This window comes from Leyella stercorea, from assembly GCF_019052365.1.
Taxonomy (GTDB): domain Bacteria; phylum Bacteroidota; class Bacteroidia; order Bacteroidales; family Bacteroidaceae; genus Prevotella.
In genome coordinates, this window is sequence record NZ_JAHQUY010000010.1 from 33,646 (window position 1) to 55,056 (window position 21,411).

Consider the following 21,411-nt stretch of genomic DNA (forward strand, 5'->3'; position numbering starts at 1 on the left):
AGACTATATGAAATATATAAAGTATTCGTTTCTCGCCGCATTGGGCTTTCTCTTCGCACAATGCACCGAAGAGGGCGACAAGACTTATCCGCAACAACCCGCTCCCCAGTGGAGCGTGGTTGAGGAGGACTTCGTAAGCGAGGCTCCAACATGGCAGGTGGCGTCTGCCACTCCTGCTTCCGCCCCGATGTGGCGAGCCAACTTCAGCGGCAACGATCAGGCGCCGTTGTGGAGCGACCCCGACAAGAGTGTCTATCCGATGAGCATGACTGCCGTAGTGCGTCTCTCGCCGGTGCTCGAAACGCTTGCCGCCGACGGCGACAAGATGGCAGCCTTCATTGGCGGCGAGTGTCGCGGCGTGGCTAAGACGGTGATGAACGACGGCGTGCGCCTCTTCTTCATCCACGTGAAGGCGCCGTCGAGCGAGAACGGCAATGTGGAGTTCCGCTATTACAGTGCTGCCGCCAAGCGCACGTATGTCTCCGTAGCGTCCGACGTCAGATATGAGGTTGACAAGATTTACGGCACAGCCGACGCTCCCGCCTATCCCGACTTCGAGCAGTCGGGACCATTCCCCGTACCTACCAAGGCATGGGTGAAGGTGGATAAGGCGAAGCTGCCGTTCACAGTATCCGCCGGCGACGAGCTGCAGGCGTTTGTGGGCGACGAGTGTCGCGGCATAAAGCACGTGGAGAGCGAGGCTGATATGCTCTACTGGTACGACATCCTCGGACGTGCCGAGGGCGAGCAGGTGATGTTCCGCTATTACAGCGCAGCGAAGAAGCAGGTGTTCGTATCTGAGCAGACCTTCGCCGTAGGAAAGCGCGCATCGGTGGTTGGAGCAGCCGAACAGCCGCTCGCGCTCACCTTCGTGCCGCAGGGCAGCATGACCGCCTATCTCACCCTCGACGCCCTCACAGCCGGCTATGCCGACAAGACGGCCGACCGCTTGGCGGCGTTCATTGGCAATGTCTGCGCCGGCGTGGGCGAACTCGTGGGCGAGCAGGACGGCAGACCGGTATACAAGATGGTAGTCAACGGCGTCAGCTCACAGGCGGCGTCGGTAGACATACGCTATTACAGCCATCGCAACAGCTACGTGTTCACGGCTCCTGCATGCCTCGCCTTCGCCGACGGCAAGGTGGAGGCTTCGCCCGAGCAGCCGCTCACCCTGCCTCTCGTTCTCGCCGGCAAGCATCCGCTCAAGATGACAGCTTGCGTGGCATTGCCTCAGAACATCGTGCGCCAGGCAACGGCAGACGACCTCATGGCTGCATTCGTGGGCGCAGAATGTCGCGGCATGGCAAAGGCAGAACAGGCGGAGAACGGCGAGTATGTCTTCCGCATGGAGATAAACGGCAGCATGGGAGCGGAGGAACCCGTTACGCTGAAGTATTATGCCGCACGCAACAAGTATCTCTATCAGGCTGTCTCGGCTTTCGCGTTTGCCGACGGCACAAGCTACGGCACAGCCGGCGAGCCCAGCAGACCTGCTTTCCTCATTGTTGAATAAGCTTAAAACCTATCTGTATATATGAATAAGAAAACTATAATAAGCATGGTGCTGGGGTGCATGTCGCTGCTCCCGGCATCTGCACAGAACGGATGGTTCGTTGAGGCGGGCGGAGGCGTGCAGACTATCTTCTCGAGCGATGCCGGCAAGCTGCACTTCGGCAAGCGTCTCACTCCTTCATACCGCATCGGCGTCGGCAAGTGGATCACTCCGGCTTACGCCCTGCGCCTGCAGATTGGCGGCTATGCGCTCAACGGCATGTCCACATCCGAAGGACTCTATTTGCGCGACCCGCAGACCGACGGCTCTATATACGGTCCTCACGACCCCGTTATCGACAATGTGACGGTCCGCCCCGACGGCACCTATCGCCATTATCTGCGTTACGTCAACGCTCATGCCGACTTCATGGTGAGCCTCTCGCGTCTGCTCTTCCGCAGCGAGGGCCGCTTCGATGTGCTTCCGGCTGTAGGATTGGGCTACGCCCGCACCTTCGCCTATCGCGGCACGGCGGACGCCAACTCGCTCACAGCCAACTTCTCTATAGCTGCCAAGTACAGCGTACTGAAGTGCATGGATGTAAACCTTGAGATAGCTTCGGCTCTCATGCCCGACCATTTCGACGGTCGCATCACGGGGCGCAAGTACGAGCCGACGCTCGGTGCAACGCTCGGACTGACCTATCGCTTCAACGCCTCAAAGCCTTGCGCCAAGAAGCAGCGTTGCCATAAGCTCCGTCGTGAAGCCGTGGTCGACACGGTGTACGTGAAGGAGCGGATAGTGGAGCGTCCCGTCTTCAAGGACCGCATAGTGGAGAAGTCGGTTGCGAAGAAACAGGAAGCGTTCCGTCTCGCCTCGGTCAGCTTCGCTTGCGCTTCCGCCAAGCCCGAGAAGAAGCAGGACATAGTGTTTGAGAACATCGTCGAATATCTCAAGCAGAACCCTTCTGCACGCATCCGTCTCGACGGCTATGCCGACAAGGCAACTGGCAAGGAGCGCACCAACCTGATGCTTTCCATACGCCGCACCGACAACGTGCGCAATATCCTCATAGAGCGTTACGGCATCGCTCCGTCGCGCATCGAGGCGCAAGGCATCGGCAGCAATGCGCAGCCGTACGAAGATAACGATCTTAATCGCGTAGTGATTGTAACAGCACTGCCCGAGTGATGCGTATTTAGTAAATTGAAAAAGGAAGATATTTCTTCAGAAAAAGGAAGAACTTCTTTAAGAGAAAGGGGCGATTTCTTAAGCCCCAAGCACATTACCGCAGCGTGGTACTTCTGTTACCGCAATGCGGTAATGTTATTTTCGCTACGCGGTAATGATATTTTCGCTACGCGGTAATCTTGTTTCCAGTCTGCGTTAATCGCATTGACAGGCTGGCAGATGGTTTGTTAAGGCTGGAGGATAGCTTGTTAAGGCTGGCAGATAGGCTGGTAGATAACCCGATTATCGAGTTATCTGCCAGCCTTTATTTTGCTTATATACAATGAGTTATGCCGAAACTGGGAGATATGGCAGATTTTTTCACGTACAAGTGACTCTTCAGATAAAATGTCATTACAATTATATCTGAAGAATCACTTCAAACTTATCCTTTATTATAGATAAGAGAATAGCATCTTTTTTATTGCTTTTATGGCTCACATAGTTATATGCTATAAACATGGCTATGAATACACCTATTAGAACTCTTGAACAGATCCCTTTAACCCAAAAGTAGTCTATAATGCCTGGATCAGTACTATGAGGATTGCTGAGAAAAAACACAAGACACTTTTATATGAGTCTCCTTCCCCAAAAGAAACATAAATTTCCGTTATCGTTGATCCATGTCGTTTTCTTCATCTTGCTACAAGTCTAAATTATTAATATCTGTATTAGTTATTTATTTACTTTTCAAGACCACTAAATGTTCTTATTCTACTTGGAATATGCTTGGTTTTACAATTCAGCATTGATATACTTGCAATATTCTTCAATACTGCGTTGTATAACGCTGCCAACTTTCAATTGCTCTTTGTATTGCATGATCATCATTGGGCTCATGCTGCGATTGAGAGCAAATCTGACAGTTTCCATATCAGATTCTTTGCACAGGATAATGCCAATGGTTGGGTTCTCATTAGATCTGCGCTCTTCTTGGTCAAGTGCCTCGAGGTAAAATTCTAACTGTCCTTGGTAAGAGGGGTGAAATTCTGTTGTCTTTAACTCAAATGCAACCATACACTGCAATTGCCTGTGATAGAAAAGCAAGTCAATTTTGTACGTTTTCCCTCCAACTTTTATAGGATGCTCTTCATCAATAAATAGGAAGTCCTTACCCATTTCAAGAATAAATTCCTTCATGTGCTCAACAATTCCTTTGCGTAATCTTGTCTCTTTATATCTTTGTGGTAATCCAAGAAAGTCAAGGTATGCAGTGTCTTTGAAAAGGGCTGGCGATTTTGTATAAGTGGTATGCAGAGCTTCTGATTGAATATCTTTAGCTCTTAAAATTGATGCCATAGTGTCTGTCTTGATAGCCCGCTCTAATTGTTTGTTTTGCAAATGTTCTTTTTGAGCAAACAAAATATAGAACAGACGCTCATCATCGCTTTTGCAGCGATTCATTATGATTTGATGGTTAGTCCAACCAGTAGAAAATAGAATAGTAGGAATTTGTGCCGTTTCAAATGGCACAAAATCATCTTTCCCAATTTGTGCCGTTTCAAATGGCACAAAATCTTTTGATGGTAATTCTAATTTTGTAAACTGAACTAATTTTGTGGTTTGCAACAGATTCTTAAATGATGTTGAGCTATATACCTCATAAAATTGCACCATTTTATATATAGTACGATAACTCCAACCTTTAATAGTTGGGTCTTGAGTTCTTATGTATTCTGATAGTTGACGTACAATATTAGATCCCCATTCTGATGCTTTTAGTTTTTTGCTAACATAGCCTCCAACTTCCCATATCATACGCAGGGATTCGTCATCAACAGTTTTTGAAACCCGTTGACGATGATAATTGATGATTTCAAAAATTTGATTGAAATCATTGTGTACTTGGACGTTTATACTATTTTCTACCATTGTAATTGCTCGTTTTAATTGTCAAATCCAAATTTGTTCCATGCTTCAAGGACGAGGCGCTTGGTACGGTATTCTCCGTACTGGCGTATCTCGTTGTCTTTCAGCATATGGAAGACTTCGTTTAAACTGCCTTTCACCTGCAAATGTAATGCTTTTCTTTGAGGTGTCACAATAAAATGCAAACTGAATTGTTTAAAAATGTGCTCACTTGTAAAGAACTACCATGTCAGATAGATTGTTGAGGCTGTCAGAAGGATTATTGAGGCTGGAGGATAGCTTGTTAAGGCTGGTAGATAGGCTGGTAGATAACCCGATTTTCGAGCTATCTGCCAGCCTTTATTTTGCTTATATACAACGAGTTATGCAGAAGCTGGGAGATATGGCAGATTTTTTCACGTACAGTGTTATTTATGCTTCGTACTATGTTATTATATGAGATGATGGGCATAGGCGGCGGAGGTCTTTGCTGTAACAACTGCGATGATGCGACTTTTGAACATTTGGGTTCACAAACCAAAATCAATTATTTTGAAACAACTATCCAATGTCCTGTTTTAAGGCTGCCGACACGCTCCAAATAACCAGCCTTTTTGAGAAATGCTATTTCACGCTTGGCGGTGGCATCCGACAATCCAGTTTTCTCACAAAGCCTTTCTCTGCTTAGATTCTTTTCTTCTGAGAACATCTGCAAAATCATCTTCTGCCTCTCGGTCAAGTTTATTGGGTCATTTATTGGGTCATTTATTGGGTCATTCAATGAACCAGATGCAACATTGTTCTGAATATGCAGAGTCAATTTCACTTGCATAAGTTCAGGCTGTTCTAATAACTCAGGCTTTATCCAATGCTTTTCATTCCATGCGTTTAGAATGAGTGGGAAACCCGAGCCAAGGTTCTCGCCATAGCCTATCATGCGGAACATATTCTGCATACGCTGATTACGTGCCTTTGACTCGCCACCTTTGTAAATCTGCTCAATAGGCAGTTTCAGAAGTCCTGGATTGGTCAGAACAAAACAATCGTCATACTTTTCAACTTTCAGCACTCCATTCACCATAAAATCGGAATGAATAACCATATTTGTAACGGCTTCACGCACAGCCTTGGCTTGAAGCGTATCGTCTTTGCGCACCACGCCGTCCATACTGAAAGGGTGAGGCAAATCACGTGTCAGTTTCGGAATGGCCATGCGAATAAAGTTGAACAGGTTGTTTTCCCAAGTCCCATCGTATGTCAATCGGTCGCTATAGCGTTGGTCGCCTATCAAATTGGATTTATCAATGTAGTCCATTCGCAGATTGTCGAAACGCTCACGGACTGTCAATCCTTTGCCAAACATTAAAAGTCCAGCCATAGTCAGTCCTTCTTTTCCTGTCCTTCGGTCTCGTGTATAACCTCCAAAGTTCGTTAGAAACTCCTTATTTTCTGCCGAGTTCCATTGATGCTCTGGATGCAAGTTCTGAAACATCTGACGGAAGCGTTCCAATGTTGCGATGTCAATGTCGTCCATTGTATAGTATTCCAACAACAATCCATCATTGCCAGCTTCATTAGCATCACGGAGCATCATCTTCAGTTCTTGCTCCGTACAATGATAGTCTCCTTCATGGTTGCGTTTGAAAGTTCCTCTTGACAGATTGTTGTTGATATAGACAGGACGGACTGTATAATCGGCATGAGGTACGTTGATGGCAATAATCTTCTTGCCGTCAACATCTATCGTCTGAATGTCATCGTCTTGCAGAAGATTGATATTCACCTTCTCACGACTATTTACAGTATTCCACAAGTCCTTGCGGATTTTGTCTGCATCCTCAACACCAACGATTTCAAACCGCTTGGCATTGTCTTGCTCGTCCATGTGCTCTACTACACCCAACAGAATGGTTCCGCCGTATGTGTTGGCAAAAGCGGAATAAGTGTCCCAAAGCGAATTTGGCACACCCTTCGTAGCTTTCTTGCATTCGAGCGTTACACGCTCACCATCAGACAGAAGTTTGTATATGTCATTTATTTTACTCATCACAATCATTCTTCTAAATCCATACATTGCAAAAACAAAGTATAAGATTTGGTTATTTATGCTGTATCCAAGGAGATTGCGTTAATATCCTTAAAACTTTCTCGAAATTTTGTTTCTGCTTTTTTGCATTGAAATCATAGTAATCAGAACTATCTTTGAGGTGTTCTTCGAATAATTTTACAAAAAACTTAACATCAGCAATACATGCTTCCCCCCATGTGCAAGAAGGCGTAAGAAACAGTCCAGATGGTTTTTGCTGATATAATTCTATGGCTCTATAAATATCTCCATTCAAAACATGAAAATCAGCCAAATTTACTTGAGTGATCGGAGAGTCGAGTTCACGCTTTGGCATATATTCAAGGATTTTATCTACATTTTCAAAAAAAGCATTTCCATTACAATTGTCATATATCGACATGATTAGTTTGGCAAAGCTACGTTCATATACTTCTGTAGCAATATATACATGTTCGCAGTTCAGTACTTTAAGTTCTCTTATTCTTCCATCTGCAGCAAACATTCTGAACTCCTTTCGATTAGAACAATATGCATAAAAGTGTGATAATGAGTTCATGCCATGTTTTGTACAAAGGCCTAATCCAATATGCGGGGCATCGTAAGTCGCTCCCATCCTGCAAAATACTAAGTTGGACAAGAAACGGGTACTATACCCCGAGTTGTTTGAATCGTATGCAATCCGTATTGGGTTGCCATTAGCAATAGCATTAAAGAGAATTTCTCTCATCGTATAAAAGTCTTCACTTTGCATACAAGGATTATACTCCCATTGTTTCTCAGAGAACAAGTTTTCCATTGGAACTATATCTTTAATTTCGTCTACTGGAATTTCAAGTTCGTATTCAAGGGGGCTTTTTCCTGTTATGAACTCGTTACCGCTGTGAGAAACAATTTTTATTTGTTTATTTTTATAGACCCATTGATAACCGTCATTTTTAAGCACTTTGCAATAATCACAATTTATTTGGGCAATTTTATCAATGACAGAAACCCATTTAGATTGTTCTATTGGAGGCAAAACATCTTCATCAGGCTTAATAAATCCCAAACGCTCTGTATCATAGGTAGCAGAAACATGGTTCGTTTGTGTATCGTCTGTGGAAACATAATCTGGCAAGTTTAGATAATGCTCCCTTGCGTTGTCAGAGGCCATTTGCTCAGCTTGCTCGTAAGTCCACCTTTCTACGGATTCTAATGTATCCTCATCATATTTAATACTCTCATCATTAGTCAGCCATCTTAGCATACGTTTAATATAGTTGGTTACACCTTCTATATTTTTATGTATTTGCGACTCCGCAAAACGTATTACGCACCATCCATTTCTAATAAAATATCTATCACGTAGATTGTCGCCATTGCCTTTGTAATGAATTGGTTTGCGACTTACAATATCATAAGGTTCATCTACTTCTATGTCTACATATATGTTTCGTTCTTTCCAATAAAGGCACACGTCAGGCCGATATGAATAATTTCTATTCAATATCGGTAATTTCACATTGTCAAGAACTATAATATTATTAAGTTCCTGACACATTTTGCGTATGCTACTTAACAACACTGGTTCCATAACACCAACTGTTGTTCCTGTTTTATCAGGTTTAGGAATCAGAATAGAAGTATCATGCTGCGGAACCTTTACCGACGGAAAACTGTCATGATCCAATTCTCCTTGGAACTTGTCATATAGAAATTTTCCTTCAAAAGCAAGATAATGTTTAGCTACATCCTGCTTACGTTTACATCTCTTTCCTATATTCTGCTTTCCGGACAGAGGACTTGAATTGTTAGGATTAAGTTTTTTGGGGGTTGGCGCTGGATTGATGAATACACGAGGTTCTAATGTTATTATATTCTCTATCGAACCATCATTTTCATCATGAACATCAACGACATTGGTACTAAGTTGTTTCTTAAATTTCTTGTATGGAACAAATTTTACAATATTTTTTGCTGATGATTTTTTTATTTCTTTTTTTTGAATATCAAAATAAGTTCTTCCCAAGCTTTTAACGATATGAAATGCTCCAAAATCCTTCAAAGATATTCTATGTCCTTGTTGCAATTCTGAAAGTATAGTCTTTATGCAACAGTTTACAATTATTTTGGAAAGACAATTCCAAAATCCTGTTCTTCCTGCCACCTCCCTTATTAATTGTTTCTTATTCATATGCTAATTATTATATATTATCACTGTTAGTAAAATAAAAAAACACTGAAATTTTTAATTTATATACTGCTTGATATTTATTCAATAGTAATATTCTCAATTGGCCAAAACAAATCCTGTATCTCAACATTCAGACATTTGGCGATCTCCACCAGTGTCTCGACATTCGGCTGTATGGTGTTGGTACACCACTTTGAGACGGTTGCAGGATCTTTGCCCAATTGTTCAGCGAGCCATTTGTTGGTTCGTTTCTTTTCAGCCAGGACAACCTTTAGTCTGTTTATATCTTTACTCATATTTGCGTATAATTATTTGGAAAGTACAAAAGTAGTGATTTCCTGTTAGAATAACGAATAAAGGTGTTGAGTTATTATGTTAGATAGTGATATTTGTATTATATAGATGATATATACATCAATTTATAGAATATGTGAGCTAATCTATCTGACTATAGTTTGTCATTTGGTGACTCATAAAATTGGCGATGTCAAGTGAAAAGCAATGAAATTATGAGAAATACGGATGAAAACAACATGAACTTTGCCGACCACAACAAATTAGCGACGAATTATGTTGGCAAAAACTCGGCAATTTATAAAAACAAAAAATCCTAACTGCTCATATTCAAGCAGTTAGGATTTTCTTGGGTGCGCCTGAAAGGACTCGAACCTTCACGTCCTAAAACACCAGATCCTAAGTCTGGCGCGTCTACCAATTCCGCCACAAGCGCGTTAGTGGCTGCAAAGATAGTGAAAAATGGCGAGACTGGCAAAATAATATTAGACTTTTATGATACGCGCCGACTGATGCGGATGCTCGTAACGGTCGGCGCGGATGTCCGTATCGTTCGGTGCGGATGAGAAAACTCCACACATTCTACTTCTTCAGTTCTTCGATGAATTGCTTCATCTCTGCCTCGTGTGCCTTTGCCTTCAGGAAGAGGTGCCACTGGTTGCGGGCGCGTGTGAGGTTGTGGTCGGCATACTGGCACTTCCAGTAGTGGTCGCCCGAGAGATAGTCCCAGAGGAAGCGCACGCACTGCATGTAGGGGAAGAGTTCGGCGGCGTAGGGCAGGAGCGACACTTCGAGCGGTGTGAGGAAGCGCTGTGCCGATTCGAGGTAGCCGCGTGTGAACGCCTCGAAGATGTCCATGCGGAAGTCAATCTTGTCGTATTCGGGCGAGTCTTCGGCGATGGTGTTTGCGGCTGTACGCAGGAAGTCGCCGTAGTCGCTGACGAAGAGTGATGGCATCACGGTGTCGAGGTCTATCACGCAGAGCACTTTACCTTGCTTGTCGAACATCATATTGTTCACTTTTGTGTCGCAGTGGCACACGCGTTTCTGCAGCTTGCCCTCGGCGAGCAGTCGTTCGCCCAGGCACATCTCGTCCATGTACGCCTCAATCTCTTCTACGAACTGCTTCACGCTCTCGGCGCGTCCCACGGGGTCTTCTGCGTACACCTTGCGCAGTTGGTCGCGTCGGAGGCACATGTTGTGGAAGTCGGGGATTGTCTCGCCCAACTGGTCGGCGATGTCAGCCAGTCGAGCCTCGAAGTCGCCGAACGCCTTGCCTGCGTCGTACGACGATTCGGGCGTCACGGCGTCCATCGTCACGGCGTCGCTGATGAATATCGACACGCGCCAGTAGCTCTTGCCGTCGAAGTAGTAGGTCTTTCCGTCGGTGGTTGGCACGAAGCGCAGCACGCGGCGGTCGATGTCGTCGGCTCCTTCTGCCTTCAGCTGCTCGCGTATGTGGTTGGTCACGGTCTCCACGTTGTGCTGCAGCAGGTCAACATCGGTGAAGATGTGGTGGTTGATGCGTTGCAGGACGTAGTCGGGGCGGTCGTTTTCTGCGGTCTGTATGCGGTATGTGTCGTTGATGAGTCCGTTGCCGAGCGGCTTGATGTCGCTGACGGTGCCTTCGATGAGAAACTTGCTGGTAATGTTGTTTAGATTGTTCATAGTTTTATTTTAATTTGATTTGTATTTGTAGTTAGGGGTGCAGTTCTTGCTTGGTTGGTGCACTTGAGACAAGTGCACCCCCTAAATTGCAAATTTACGGCTTTTTTATTATAATAGGTGTCTTTATTGCTGCTTATTTCGCTTTTTTGCAGTAACTTTGTGGTGATAGACTAAAAATTAAAAACTAATCATAATGCAAGCAAAAAGACAACTCCTTGCGCTTCTTGCGCTCTGCGCCTTTGGTTCTGCCAACGGCTTCGCGCAGCAGAAGACGCCCTTGAAGTATTGGTTCGACCGCCCAACGACGATGCGCGGACAGGCTGTGTGGCTCGCTTCGAGCCCCGACCGCAAGCCTACTGAGCGTCAGCTGGTGCGTGCCGGCGACTTAGTGAACAACCCCGATCCCGAATGGGAGTCGCAGTCGCTGCCCATCGGCAATGGCAATATCGGCGGCAACGTGCTCGGTTCTGTTGAGGCTGAGCGCATCACGTTCAACGAGAAGACGCTCTGGCGCGGCGGTCCCAACACTGCGCGCGGCGCCGCTTACTACTGGGATGTGAACAAGCAGTCGGCTAATGTTGTGGGCGAGATACGCGACGCCTTCACCAAGGGCGACTGGGCGAAAGCCGAACAGCTCACACGCAAGAACTTCAACAGCGTAGTGCCTTACGAGGCTGACGCCGAGGAGCCGTTCCGCTTCGGCAGCTTCACAACAGCCGGCGAGTTCTATATAGAAACCGGACTGAGTTCGGTGGGTATGACCGGCTATCGCCGTGAGCTCTCGCTCGACTCAGCCCTTGCTAAGGTGAGTTTCTGCAAGGACGGCGTGCAGTACGAGCGCGAGTATTTCGTGTCGCATCCTGCCAATGTGATGGCTGTGCGCTTCGCTGCGTCGCAGCGCGGCAAGCAGAACCTCGTGTTCTCTTACGCTCCCAACCCTGTTTCGACGGGCGAGATGAAGGCCGACGGCGCCGATGCGCTCTGCTGGCTGGCGCGTCTCGACAACAACGCCATGCAGTACGCCGTGCGCATCAAGGCTGTGGCTAAGGGCGGCGAGGTTTCTAACGCTGGCGGCAAGCTCACGGTAAAGGATGCCGACGAGGTGGTGTTCCTCATCACTGCCGACACCGACTACAAGCCCAACTACGATCCCGACTTCAACGACCCGAAGGCTTATGTGGGCGTCGACCCGGCAAAGACTACCGCCGACTGGCTCGCAAAGGCTGCGGCTAAGGACTACGCTTACCTGCTCAACGAGCATTACGCCGACTATTCGGAGCTCTTCAACCGCGTGCGTCTGAACATCAACAACGCTACGGTTGAGACCGCCGACCTGCCCGTGAACCGACGTCTTGAGGCTTACCGCCAGGGCAAGCCCGACTACTATCTGGAGCAGCTCTACTATCAGTTTGGCCGCTACCTGCTCATCTCGTCGTCGCGTGCAGACAATATGCCGGCTAACCTGCAGGGCTTGTGGCATAACAACGTGGACGGACCGTGGCGCATCGACTATCATAATAACATCAACCTGCAGATGAACTACTGGCTGGCTTGCCCGACGGGACTTCCGGAGTGCGAGTTGCCGCTCTTCAACTTCATGCGCACGCTCGTTAAGCCGGGTCGCGTAACGGCTAAGTCGTACTTCGGCACACGTGGCTGGACAACGTCCGTTTCGGGCAATATATTCGGCTTCACATCGCCGCTTTCCAGCGAGGATATGTCGTGGAACTTCTCGCCGTTCGCCGGTCCGTGGCTCGCCACTCACCTCTGGAACTACTACGACTTCACCCGCGACCGCCACTTCCTCGCCGACAACTACGACATGCTGAAGGAGTCTGCCGACTTCGCTGCCGACTATCTCTGGCATCGCGCCGACGGCGTATACACCGCAGCTCCGTCTACATCGCCCGAGCACGGACCGGTTGACGAGGGCGCAACGTTCGCTCACGCCGTGATACGCGAAGTGCTCTTGGATGCTATTGAGGCAAGTCGCGTGCTGGGCAAGAGCGTAAAGGAACGCCGCCAGTGGAAGGACGCTCTGAAGCATCTCGCTCCGTATAAGATAGGTCGCTACGGACAGCTCATGGAGTGGTCGACGGATATCGACGACCCGAAGGACGAGCATCGCCACGTGAACCATCTCTTTGGTCTGCATCCGGGTCACACCGTGTCGCCCGTTACGACGCCCGAACTGGCTAAGGCTTCGCGCGTGGTGCTCGAACATCGCGGCGACGGCGCCACAGGATGGTCAATGGGCTGGAAACTTAACCAGTGGGCGCGCCTGCACGACGGCAACCATGCCTACACGCTCTACGGCAACCTGCTGAAGAACGGCACGCTCGACAACCTTTGGGACACACACGCTCCGTTCCAGATTGACGGCAACTTCGGCGGAACAGCCGGCGTTACCGAGATGCTCATGCAGAGCCACATGGGATTCGTGCATCTGCTGCCTGCATTGCCCGACGCTTGGAAAGAGGGCGCTGTGAGCGGTCTGCGCGCAAAGGGCAACTTCACCGTGTCTATCAGCTGGAAGAACGGCAAACTCGTTGAGGCTACGCTGCTCTCGGGTGCGGGTGCTCCATGCGAGGTGCGCTACGGCGACTCGGTGCTGAAGTTCAAGACGAAGCGAGGCGCACGCTATACGGTTGTGTTCTGCGAGAACAAGCTGAAGCTGAAGTAGAAAGTGCACCAACCCAGACAACAAAGGTCGAGCGATTTCGCTCGACCTTTGTTGTCTTTGTATTATTGATAATCGTACTCTTCGCTGCTCTCGTCGTCGTTCGTCCACGAGTTGAAGTAGTCGCGCGACGGTGCGTAATGACCGCCTGAACCCGTGCCCGGCTTAGGCTTGTTGTAGTCGCCCGACGTGCCGGGTTTGTTCAGACCGGGCGATCCTGCCATTATTCTTGTTGCTTCTATCTCTATCGCTGTTGTTGCAGGTGCTATATATTGCTTCTTTTTCATTGTGCTTTAGTATGTTATTACCGATTAATGTTGTGTATATGTTTACTTAACAACGACCTTCTTGCCGTTCTTGATGTATATGCCGCTCTTCAGCGAACCGAGTGCACTGCCTACACGCTGACCTTGCAGGTTGTATACCGGCGCATTGTTCTCCTCAGTGTTGAAGATAGCGCCGAGCGAAGTAGCCGTTCCGTCGATATTGGCACGCAGCTTGTTGATGTCGGTATTTTCAGGCACGATGAAGTATGCGCGCAAGCCGTTCATCTCGCAAGCCTCTGCATCTGCAGGGTAGTAGAAAAGATTGCCTTCGCCGAGATAGAGGTTGGTTTCGTTCTGCGCCAGTGTGACATGGTTGTAGATGCCCTTCATCTGGAACACGGCAGCGTCGCCTACGGCCTGCGGGTTCTTGTCGGCGTCGAGGTTGGTAGCCACAACGCTCACCTCCTCGAATGTCGGGTTCTCCACAACAGCGTTGCCCGGCTTCAGCAGATACGGCTTGCCTGCCTCGATGTTGTCTACAACCTTAAAGTTTGCGATGTTGTTATTGAAGTCGCCTTCGTATGTGCGGAGCATAGTTCCCTCGCCGAAGTACTTCGCAACCTGATCGGCTGTGAGTGAGAACGGCACGCAGAATGTGTTCCAGTGGCTCGATTCTACCGTTCGCTTCAGTGTTACGTTGGCGTATGAACAGTTCTCGATGACGTTCTGTGTGCTTGTCTCGTCGAGGGTATAGCTCTTCGGCATAACGATTGTTACGATTATCTGCACGGCGCGAACCTGGGCAGAAGCGTTGAACACCACTTCTTTTGCAGAGCCAGTCCAAACGCCGTAGTCATCTTGTGTAGAAGTGTAGTTGTTGTCTGTAGAAGAGAGATTCGTCAGAGAGTATCTATCCTTGTTGCCGCTGCCAACGAAGTATATCTCCGTAATCTTGCCAACCTTGGTAGAGATGGTTGTCTGGCTTCGCATGTAAAATCTGTATGTGTACTCGTCTAATGTTGATTTTGCGGCGAGAGCAGCATTCGTAGAGAGTACAGTAACACCGTCCTGCGACATCTCGTCTTTCTTGCCGTTTGCGTCCTGTGTTCCCATTTGCTTACCGGCAATGAATGTTACCGACTTGGTCTCAGCAGAACTCGAATCTACGATTACGAGCTTGTATGAAGCGGTGCCTGCTGCATACTTGTCGGTCTCGGCAGATGTCGCTGTGATTGTAACAGTGCCGGTCTTGTACATGTATATATTGCCGCCATCCACCTCTGCGGTCTCGTTGTCCGAACTTTTATATGTGATAGCAGAGGCATCGAGGTCTGCAGGTTTTGAGATGGTCTGAAGGCTTATGATTCCTTTGCTTTCATTAAGGTTCTTTGTTACAGTCGGCTCGGCGAAAGAGAGGGCAGGAGCTGGCTTTTTCTCTGCTGTTGTGACGATGATTTGGGTTATATTGTTGATTTGTTTGGAATCAGTATTCGTGAATGTCACAGAATATTCTGATCCAGTCCAAGTGCCATTTTTTTTGTTGTAATTGGACTTATCTGCTTCGAATTTACCATATGTAGAACCACCTACAAACTTAATGCTTGTAATTACTCGTGTAGGATCAGTAAGTGAGAAGGTAGTAGTGCTACGACCATAGAAGCGGTAGTCGGCTGAAGCACCTAATGAGCCGTTGCTTGTATGTATCTGAGCAATTGACTTTGTAAGAGTCTTATCGCCGGTGCCGCTTACTTTGTCTTCAGAAGATTTGAACACAATCTCCGACAAATCAACAGCCTTCTTGTTCGTAATCTGATACGTAGCTGTTGAGCCTGAGTATTGTGTTGGGTCTGCAGGTGTGAATGTGGCGGTGATGGTTGTTGTGCCGTATGTTGTGGCGTTGACGGTTACAGCGCCAGTGGTTTCGTTGACGGTAGCCACGGCGTCTCCTGATGCTGCGTATGTGATAGTGCCGGCTATATTGTCGGTTACGGTAGCGGTGTAGCCCGTGAAGTCTGCGCCAGCGTCGGTCTTGCCTTCGGTAAGAGTGACGTCAGTGCCATTGAAAGAAAGAGAGGTTGGGGTGGTTGATGTACTTGCTGCTACGAACTTTATTTGAGAGATGTAGTAAGAAGCAGTGTTTGTCGTGAAGATGTATTTGCAACCAGCGACCTGGGCTTCTGTAGGTACCTTAACGGTGTATTCTTTCCACGAAGTCTTTGCTACTTCTGTTGCGTTGAATGTCTTGAAGACAACAGCGTCAGCTTCGCCAATCTGATAAGCAACGTTCATTGTAGTACCGTTATTACTTCTTGTCGTTGAGATTACAAGTTCGGTTGACGCTTCTGTCATTGCTGGACTTGAAATGGAAGCGCCTTTCTGTAACTGTATGGCAGTCTTTCCTTCGTAGTTTTGTTCTGCAACTGTGCCTGTAATTTTTGTCCAGTTGCTTGGAAGGCCGTTTGAGAAGTCGACCGTCGTTTGCGCCATAACCGCCGCGCTAATTAGCACGAGCAGCGTGAGCATAAAAATGCGTAAATGTTTTGTCATAAATGTATTAATGTTATAAATGTGTGTTTTCGTCGATTTGTCTTTAACTCTCTATAGATATGTGTATCCTGTGCAAGGGCGTGCAAATATATATAAGGTGTTTTACATTTGTATTAAGACCGTGTTTTGATGACGTAAAAAGGGCATGGCATCCGAAAAAATGCCATGCCCTTATAGAGTGATTACTCGTAAACCCAGTATCCCGTAGTCTGCTGCTGTGCTGCGCCGTCCTTTGAGGGAGCGGCTGCTGTAGACGTCTTGCGGAAGTAGCCGACGAGGGTTATGTCGAAGATGAGGGTGGAGTAGGCTGCGCCCGGCGTGTCAGACGAGCCGTATGCCAGCTGGTGAGGCATGTATACCTGCCATCTGTCGCCGATGTGCATGTTCTGCAGCGCTGTAGCGAAACCTTTCACCACGCCGCTCACGGCGAACGTGCGCGGTTTCATCGTGCTGAGGTTGTATTCGCCCTGCCACGACTGGTCGAAGATGTAGCCTTCGGCGTAGCTTGTCGACGGCAGCAGTCGGCCGCTGTAGTGCACCTTCACCGAGTCGGTGTAGAGCGGACAGCCCGAACCCGTACCGGCGTTGAGCACGTTGGCGAGCACGTAGTCGTAGCTGTGTGTAGCCAGCTTGTCGTCGAGGCTCCAAGAGCGCAGCACCTTCCAGTCGGCAGCGCCGCCATTGACGAGCTGCTTCACCTCGGCGTACTTCTTGTCGTAGTAAGCCTCGTTGGTCTTCTGCCAGTTGGGGTACTCTTCCACCTCGTTGTCGGTCTCTTTGCACGACGACTGGCTTGCTGCGAAGACTGTCGTCATGGCGAAGAGTATGAATAAATAGTATTTTCTCATTTATCGAGTGTGTTATTACTGCAATTTCTTGAGCAGGCTTGTGATGCTCACCTTGTCCTCGATGATGCTGAGGAGCTGGTCGATGCTCACGCGCTCCTGTTCCATAGTGTCGCGGAAGCGGAGTGTTACGGTGTTGTCCTTCAGCGTGTCGTAGTCGACGGTGACGCAGTAAGGTGTGCCCACGGCGTCCTGACGGCGGTAGCGCTTGCCGATGGTGTCCTTCTCGTCGTAAGTTGTGTTGAAGTGGAACTTCAGGTTGTTCACAATCTCGCGAGCCTTCTCGGGCAGACCGTCCTTCTTAACGAGCGGCAGCACGGCGAGCTTTGTCGGAGCGAGTGCCGGCGGGAGCATGAGCACGACGCGTGTCTCGCCGTTCTCGAGCTTCTCCTCCTTGTAAGAGTGGCACATCACGCTGAGGAACATACGGTCTACGCCGATAGATGTCTCGATGACGTACGGAGTGTACGACTCCTTTGTCTGCGGGTCGAAGTACTTGATAGAGCGGCCCGAGAACTTCTCGTGCTGCGAGAGGTCGAAGTTGGTGCGGCTGTGTATGCCTTCCACCTCCTTGAAGCCGAACGGCATGTGGAACTCGATGTCGGTAGCGGCGTTGGCGTAGTGAGCCAGCTTCTCGTGGTCGTGGAAGCGGTAGTTCTCGGCGCCGAAGCCCAGAGCCTGGTGCCACTTCATGCGCAGCTCCTTCCACTTCTGGAAGTACTCGAGCTCGGTGCCCGGCTGTACGAAGAACTGCATCTCCATCTGCTCGAACTCGCGCATACGGAAGATGAACTGGCGTGCTACGATCTCGTTGCGGAACGCCTTGCCGATCTGTGCGATGCCGAACGGAATCTTCATGCGGCCTGTCTTCTGCACGTTAAGGTAGTTGACGAAGATGCCCTGCGCTGTCTCCGGGCGGAGGTATACCTTGTTAGAGCCGTCGGCTACCGAGCCCATCTCTGTAGAGAACATGAGGTTGAACTGGCGCACGTCGGTCCAGTTCTTTGTGCCGCTGATCGGGTCTACGATCTCCTCGTCGAGGATGATCTGCTTCAGCTCAGCGAGGTCAGGTCCCTGCATAGCCGCTGTGTAGCGTGCGTGGAGAGCGTCGCGCTTCTGCTGGTGCTCGATTACGCGAGCGTTGGTAGCGCGGAACTGAGCCTCGTCGAAGCTCTCGCCGAAGCGCTTGCGAGCCTTGGCAATCTCCTTCTCTATCTTCTCGTCGTACTTTGCAATCTGGTCCTCGATGAGAACGTCGGCACGGTAGCGCTTCTTAGAGTCGCGGTTGTCGATGAGCGGGTCGTTGAAAGCGTCTACGTGTCCGCTTGCCTTCCAGATAGTAGGGTGCATGAAGATGGCAGAGTCGATGCCCACGATGTTGTCGTGCAGCAGCACCATGCTCTTCCACCAGTATTGTTTGATGTTGTTCTTCAGTTCTACACCGTTCTGTCCGTAGTCGTACACTGCAGCCAGTCCGTCATAAATTTCGCTGCTCGGGAACACGAAACCATACTCCTTGCAGTGACTCACGATTTTCTTGAAAACGTCTTCTTGTGCCATTTTATATGTGTTTTATTGTTAATTTACTGATATGTAGTGCGCTGTGTGCTATAATAATAATGTGCAGACAGCCACCTTTAAAGTGCAAAGTTACGCTTTTTTGATTGATTATGTAGCGTCCGAGGCGTTAAATGTTATGAAACAATAGGGTTGCGGCGGTCGGTTTGTTGTGTTGCGGCGGTCGTTAAGTCATCGGACGGCGAACGGAATCCGATCGGGCGGCGTACGGAATCCGATCGGACGGCGGACGGAATCTGATCGGACGGCGTACGGAATCTGATCGGGCGGCGGACGGAATCCGATTGGACGGCGTACGCAATCCGACGATTGTCTCTAAGCTGTTTAGGGATTTTCCCACAAGCGTTTAGGGAAAATCCCTTTGACGTGCTCTGATAAAGTTCTAACTTTGCAAGCGAAAGGAAACCTCAAGGGGGTGCAGTTAAGGGGGTGCAGTTGTCTCAACTGCACCAACATAGCAGTAGTTGCACCAACAGAGCATTCTGCTTGGTTGTTGCACTTGAGACAAGTGCACCCCCTGAGAAACATAGCAGTAGTTGCACCAACAGAGCATTCTACTTGGTTGGTGCACTTGAGACAAGTGCACCCCCTAGAAAGCACCTCCTATAGAGCCCCTGAGAGGGCACCTAAAGATAATGTATAACTTTTAAAACAGAAATATTATGAAAAGGTTTTTCGCAACAATAGTAATGGTGCTCGGCTTCATGGTGACAGCCGGCGCAATGAGCTACAGTCAGGCGCGCGAACAGGCTCTGTTCCTCACCGACAAGATGGCTTACGAGCTGAACCTCACTGACGACCAGTATGAGGCGGCTTACGAGATAAACCTCGATTATCTGCTCAGCGTCAACTCGTACGACGAGCTGTACGGCGACTACTGGCGCTGGCGTAACCTCGACTTCAGCTACGTGCTGCTCGACTGGCAGTATCGCATGTTCTGCGACGCGGCTTACTTCTACCGTCCGCTCTACTTCCACTCAGGCTGCTGGCACTTCGCCATCTACGCCCGCTATCCGCACCGCGACTACTTCTACTTCCATCGTCCGACGGTGTACGTGAGCTATCGTGGCGGACACTCGTGGCGTCAGAACAACGGACGCTCGTGGTATAGCGGCAGAACGTTCGGCTCGCGCAGCGGCGACAATTACTTCGGTATGCGCGACGGATTCCAGCGTGGCGACTACGGACGCGGCAACCGCCAGTCGTTCGGCGTGCGCGGCAACCGTCAGGTGGAGCAGAAGAACAACAACTCGGGCTTCGGCTCGCGCCGCGACAACAATGCCATCCGTCGCAACGTCAACGGCGTAGCTTCGGGCTCAAACCGCGATGTCAACGGATTCGGCTCTGGCTCACGCCGCGACAACAGCAGCTTCGGCTCAAGCCGCGGCTCGTCGGGCTTCGGCAGTCGCGAGAGCAGCACACGCACCACCGTGCGCCAGTCGGATAGCGGCAGCAGCTCTTCAAGCCGCAGCTTCGGCTCTGGTCGCAGCAACCGCAGCTTCGGCTCGCCCATGCAGTCGACACCGCGCTCTACGTTCAAGCCCGTAGACAGCTTATCGAGAGGCAGCAGCATGTCGTTCGGCTCGTCAAGAAGCTCTTCTTCGTTCGGCTCTTCAAGAAGCAGCGGCTCATCGTTCGGCTCGTCAAGAAGCAGCAGTCCGTCGAGAAGTTCGTCTTCGTTCGGTGGCGGCAGCTCGTCGAGAGGCTCCTCATCGTCAAGAGGCGGTGGCTTCGGCAGCCGCAGATAACAATAGTAGCGGAGGTCTCCGGCCTCCGCAGCACCAAGTCTGATACAAATTGTATGTCTATTTTAGGGTGCTGCGGAGGCCAGAGACCTCCGCTACTGTTAATTGTATGTCCGACTTGGTGCTGCGGAGGCCGGAGACCTCCGCTACTTATGTTGCTCTTACTATTCCTAATTACTAATTAATAATTACTAATTACGAATTACTAATTACCTCCAGTCTCACCACCTCCGCATTCGCCATGCGTGGCGTTTCGTTCATCGGCGTGCCGCGATGCACGCTTCTTATTGCCTTGTTCATTATTCCGTGTCCCACGGCAAGCACGGTCTTTCCATCATAATTCTCTCTCACGAACTGCAGGAATGCTGCGGCACGCGCCCTGAGAGCGTCGAGCGACTCGATGTCGTCGGTCCACACCGCATCCTTTAGGTCGGGGATATATCTGCCCGTGAAGCTGCCCCAGTCGCGCTCGCGCAGCAGCTTTGTCTGCACGATAGCGTTGGGCGCCACGCCGTGTGCAGCCGCCAGTATCACACACGTGTCGAAAGCGCGCTTAAGGTCGCTCGACACGAACACGTCGATGGGCGTGTCTTTCAGCTCGGCAGCGAGGGCGCGTGCCTGCTCGATGCCGTTCGGGGTCAGCTTGCCTTGAGTCTGCCCCTGCATAATCTGGCGCACATTGTCGACGGTCTCGCCGTGGCGCACAAGAAGAAGTGTTGTCATATCGTTGTTTTTTGGAGTTGTTTCTTGTTTATCCTTATAAATAACAAAGATATACCCGTTGGCGGAATTAATTTAAGTTGATAAATATGAGTAAAAAGTTGCACATATCGCTGATTTTTAGTAACTTAGTGGTGTTCAAAACATTAAGTCCAAACCATCGTATGTACAACCTTTATACAAAATTCGTCAAAATACTCGAGATATGCAAGCAATTCTCTGAAAATCTCGTCAATGAATCGGGTAATGTTCCA

General features: G+C 49.2%; 14 protein-coding genes, 1 tRNA gene and 1 pseudogene. 5 read left to right on the plus strand and 11 right to left on the minus strand.

Annotation, left to right across the window (positions count from 1 at the left end):
* Positions 1–7: 7 nt before the first annotated feature.
* Positions 8–1,513 carry a hypothetical protein gene (locus KTQ90_RS03265; protein WP_217317177.1) on the plus strand — a complete coding sequence of 502 codons (1,506 nt, stop codon included), beginning with the start codon at positions 8–10 and terminating at the stop codon, positions 1,511–1,513.
* Positions 1,514–1,534: 21 nt separating this feature from the next.
* Complete coding sequence (locus tag KTQ90_RS03270) at positions 1,535–2,683, plus strand: OmpA family protein (protein WP_217317178.1); 1,149 nt, start codon at positions 1,535–1,537, stop codon at positions 2,681–2,683.
* A 777-nt stretch (positions 2,684–3,460) separates the two neighbouring features.
* Here KTQ90_RS03270 and KTQ90_RS03275 read toward each other — a convergent pair.
* From KTQ90_RS03275 to KTQ90_RS03300, 6 genes are all read right to left on the minus strand, one after another.
* Positions 3,461–4,597 carry a PDDEXK nuclease domain-containing protein gene (locus tag KTQ90_RS03275; protein ID WP_217317179.1) on the minus strand — a complete coding sequence of 379 codons (1,137 nt, stop codon included), beginning with the start codon at positions 4,595–4,597 and terminating at the stop codon, positions 3,461–3,463.
* A gap of 523 nt (positions 4,598–5,120) precedes the next feature.
* The gene (locus tag KTQ90_RS03280) at positions 5,121–6,620 is read right to left on the minus strand and encodes an RNA-binding domain-containing protein (protein WP_217317180.1); all 1,500 of its coding nucleotides are present in this window, start codon (positions 6,618–6,620) and stop codon (positions 5,121–5,123) included.
* Positions 6,621–6,672: 52 nt separating this feature from the next.
* Positions 6,673–8,814 (minus strand): HU family DNA-binding protein, encoded by a 2,142-nt coding sequence (locus tag KTQ90_RS03285; RefSeq protein WP_217317181.1) that lies wholly within the window; start codon positions 8,812–8,814, stop codon positions 6,673–6,675.
* 77 nt (positions 8,815–8,891) lie between these two features.
* Positions 8,892–9,110: a helix-turn-helix transcriptional regulator gene (locus KTQ90_RS03290; RefSeq protein WP_042517367.1), complete on the minus strand. Its 219-nt coding sequence runs from the start codon at positions 9,108–9,110 to the stop codon at positions 8,892–8,894.
* 352 nt (positions 9,111–9,462) lie between these two features.
* Positions 9,463–9,544: transfer RNA gene (locus KTQ90_RS03295), tRNA-Leu, on the minus strand.
* A 146-nt stretch (positions 9,545–9,690) separates the two neighbouring features.
* Entirely contained in the window at positions 9,691–10,776 is a 1,086-nt protein-coding gene (locus KTQ90_RS03300) for a phosphotransferase enzyme family protein (protein WP_217317182.1), read from the minus strand.
* A 193-nt stretch (positions 10,777–10,969) separates the two neighbouring features.
* Here KTQ90_RS03300 and KTQ90_RS03305 point away from each other — a divergent pair, with 193 nt between their 5' ends.
* Positions 10,970–13,459 (plus strand): glycoside hydrolase family 95 protein, encoded by a 2,490-nt coding sequence (locus KTQ90_RS03305; RefSeq protein WP_217317183.1) that lies wholly within the window; start codon positions 10,970–10,972, stop codon positions 13,457–13,459.
* Positions 13,460–13,521: 62 nt separating this feature from the next.
* Here the strand turns inward: KTQ90_RS03305 and KTQ90_RS03310 are convergent, their stop codons facing one another.
* From KTQ90_RS03310 to KTQ90_RS03325, 4 genes are all read right to left on the minus strand, one after another.
* A complete protein-coding gene (locus tag KTQ90_RS03310; RefSeq protein ID WP_217317184.1) occupies positions 13,522–13,743 on the minus strand; it encodes a hypothetical protein in 222 nt (73 codons plus the stop codon).
* A 42-nt stretch (positions 13,744–13,785) separates the two neighbouring features.
* Positions 13,786–16,269, minus strand: a complete 2,484-nt coding sequence (locus KTQ90_RS03315; protein ID WP_217317185.1) for a hypothetical protein — start codon at positions 16,267–16,269, stop codon at positions 13,786–13,788.
* Between the two features lie 182 nt (positions 16,270–16,451).
* Positions 16,452–17,117, minus strand: coding sequence for a BamJ family beta-barrel-assembly machinery protein (locus KTQ90_RS03320; RefSeq protein ID WP_217317186.1), 666 nt, complete (start codon positions 17,115–17,117; stop codon positions 16,452–16,454).
* A 15-nt stretch (positions 17,118–17,132) separates the two neighbouring features.
* On the minus strand, positions 17,133–18,674 hold the full coding sequence (locus KTQ90_RS03325; RefSeq protein WP_217317187.1) for a glycine--tRNA ligase: 1,542 nt from the start codon (positions 18,672–18,674) through the stop codon (positions 17,133–17,135).
* Positions 18,675–19,354: 680 nt separating this feature from the next.
* On the opposite strand from KTQ90_RS03325, the gene KTQ90_RS03330 reads away from it, so the two are divergent.
* On the plus strand, positions 19,355–20,440 hold the full coding sequence (locus KTQ90_RS03330) for a hypothetical protein (RefSeq protein WP_217317188.1): 1,086 nt from the start codon (positions 19,355–19,357) through the stop codon (positions 20,438–20,440).
* Positions 20,441–20,632: 192 nt separating this feature from the next.
* Here the strand turns inward: KTQ90_RS03330 and KTQ90_RS03335 are convergent, their stop codons facing one another.
* On the minus strand, positions 20,633–21,160 hold the full coding sequence (locus tag KTQ90_RS03335) for a histidine phosphatase family protein (protein WP_217317189.1): 528 nt from the start codon (positions 21,158–21,160) through the stop codon (positions 20,633–20,635).
* An 86-nt stretch (positions 21,161–21,246) separates the two neighbouring features.
* Between KTQ90_RS03335 and KTQ90_RS03340 the strand changes: the two are divergent.
* Positions 21,247–21,411, plus strand: a pseudogene (locus tag KTQ90_RS03340) (IS982 family transposase); the annotation flags it as partial.

Bases quoted from the DNA above. Each gene is read 5' to 3' on its own strand.
- KTQ90_RS03265 (WP_217317177.1), top strand. From the start codon at position 8: ATGAAATATATAAAGTATTCGTTTCTCGCCGCATTGGGCTTTCTCTTC.
- KTQ90_RS03270 (WP_217317178.1), top strand. From the start codon at position 1,535: ATGAATAAGAAAACTATAATAAGCATGGTGCTGGGGTGCATGTCGCTG.
- KTQ90_RS03275 (WP_217317179.1), bottom strand. From the start codon at position 4,597: ATGGTAGAAAATAGTATAAACGTCCAAGTACACAATGATTTCAATCAA.
- KTQ90_RS03280 (WP_217317180.1), bottom strand. From the start codon at position 6,620: ATGAGTAAAATAAATGACATATACAAACTTCTGTCTGATGGTGAGCGT.
- KTQ90_RS03285 (WP_217317181.1), bottom strand. From the start codon at position 8,814: ATGAATAAGAAACAATTAATAAGGGAGGTGGCAGGAAGAACAGGATTT.
- KTQ90_RS03290 (WP_042517367.1), bottom strand. From the start codon at position 9,110: ATGAGTAAAGATATAAACAGACTAAAGGTTGTCCTGGCTGAAAAGAAA.
- KTQ90_RS03300 (WP_217317182.1), bottom strand. From the start codon at position 10,776: ATGAACAATCTAAACAACATTACCAGCAAGTTTCTCATCGAAGGCACC.
- KTQ90_RS03305 (WP_217317183.1), top strand. From the start codon at position 10,970: ATGCAAGCAAAAAGACAACTCCTTGCGCTTCTTGCGCTCTGCGCCTTT.
- KTQ90_RS03310 (WP_217317184.1), bottom strand. From the start codon at position 13,743: ATGAAAAAGAAGCAATATATAGCACCTGCAACAACAGCGATAGAGATA.
- KTQ90_RS03315 (WP_217317185.1), bottom strand. From the start codon at position 16,269: ATGACAAAACATTTACGCATTTTTATGCTCACGCTGCTCGTGCTAATT.
- KTQ90_RS03320 (WP_217317186.1), bottom strand. From the start codon at position 17,117: ATGAGAAAATACTATTTATTCATACTCTTCGCCATGACGACAGTCTTC.
- KTQ90_RS03325 (WP_217317187.1), bottom strand. From the start codon at position 18,674: ATGGCACAAGAAGACGTTTTCAAGAAAATCGTGAGTCACTGCAAGGAG.
- KTQ90_RS03330 (WP_217317188.1), top strand. From the start codon at position 19,355: ATGAAAAGGTTTTTCGCAACAATAGTAATGGTGCTCGGCTTCATGGTG.
- KTQ90_RS03335 (WP_217317189.1), bottom strand. From the start codon at position 21,160: ATGACAACACTTCTTCTTGTGCGCCACGGCGAGACCGTCGACAATGTG.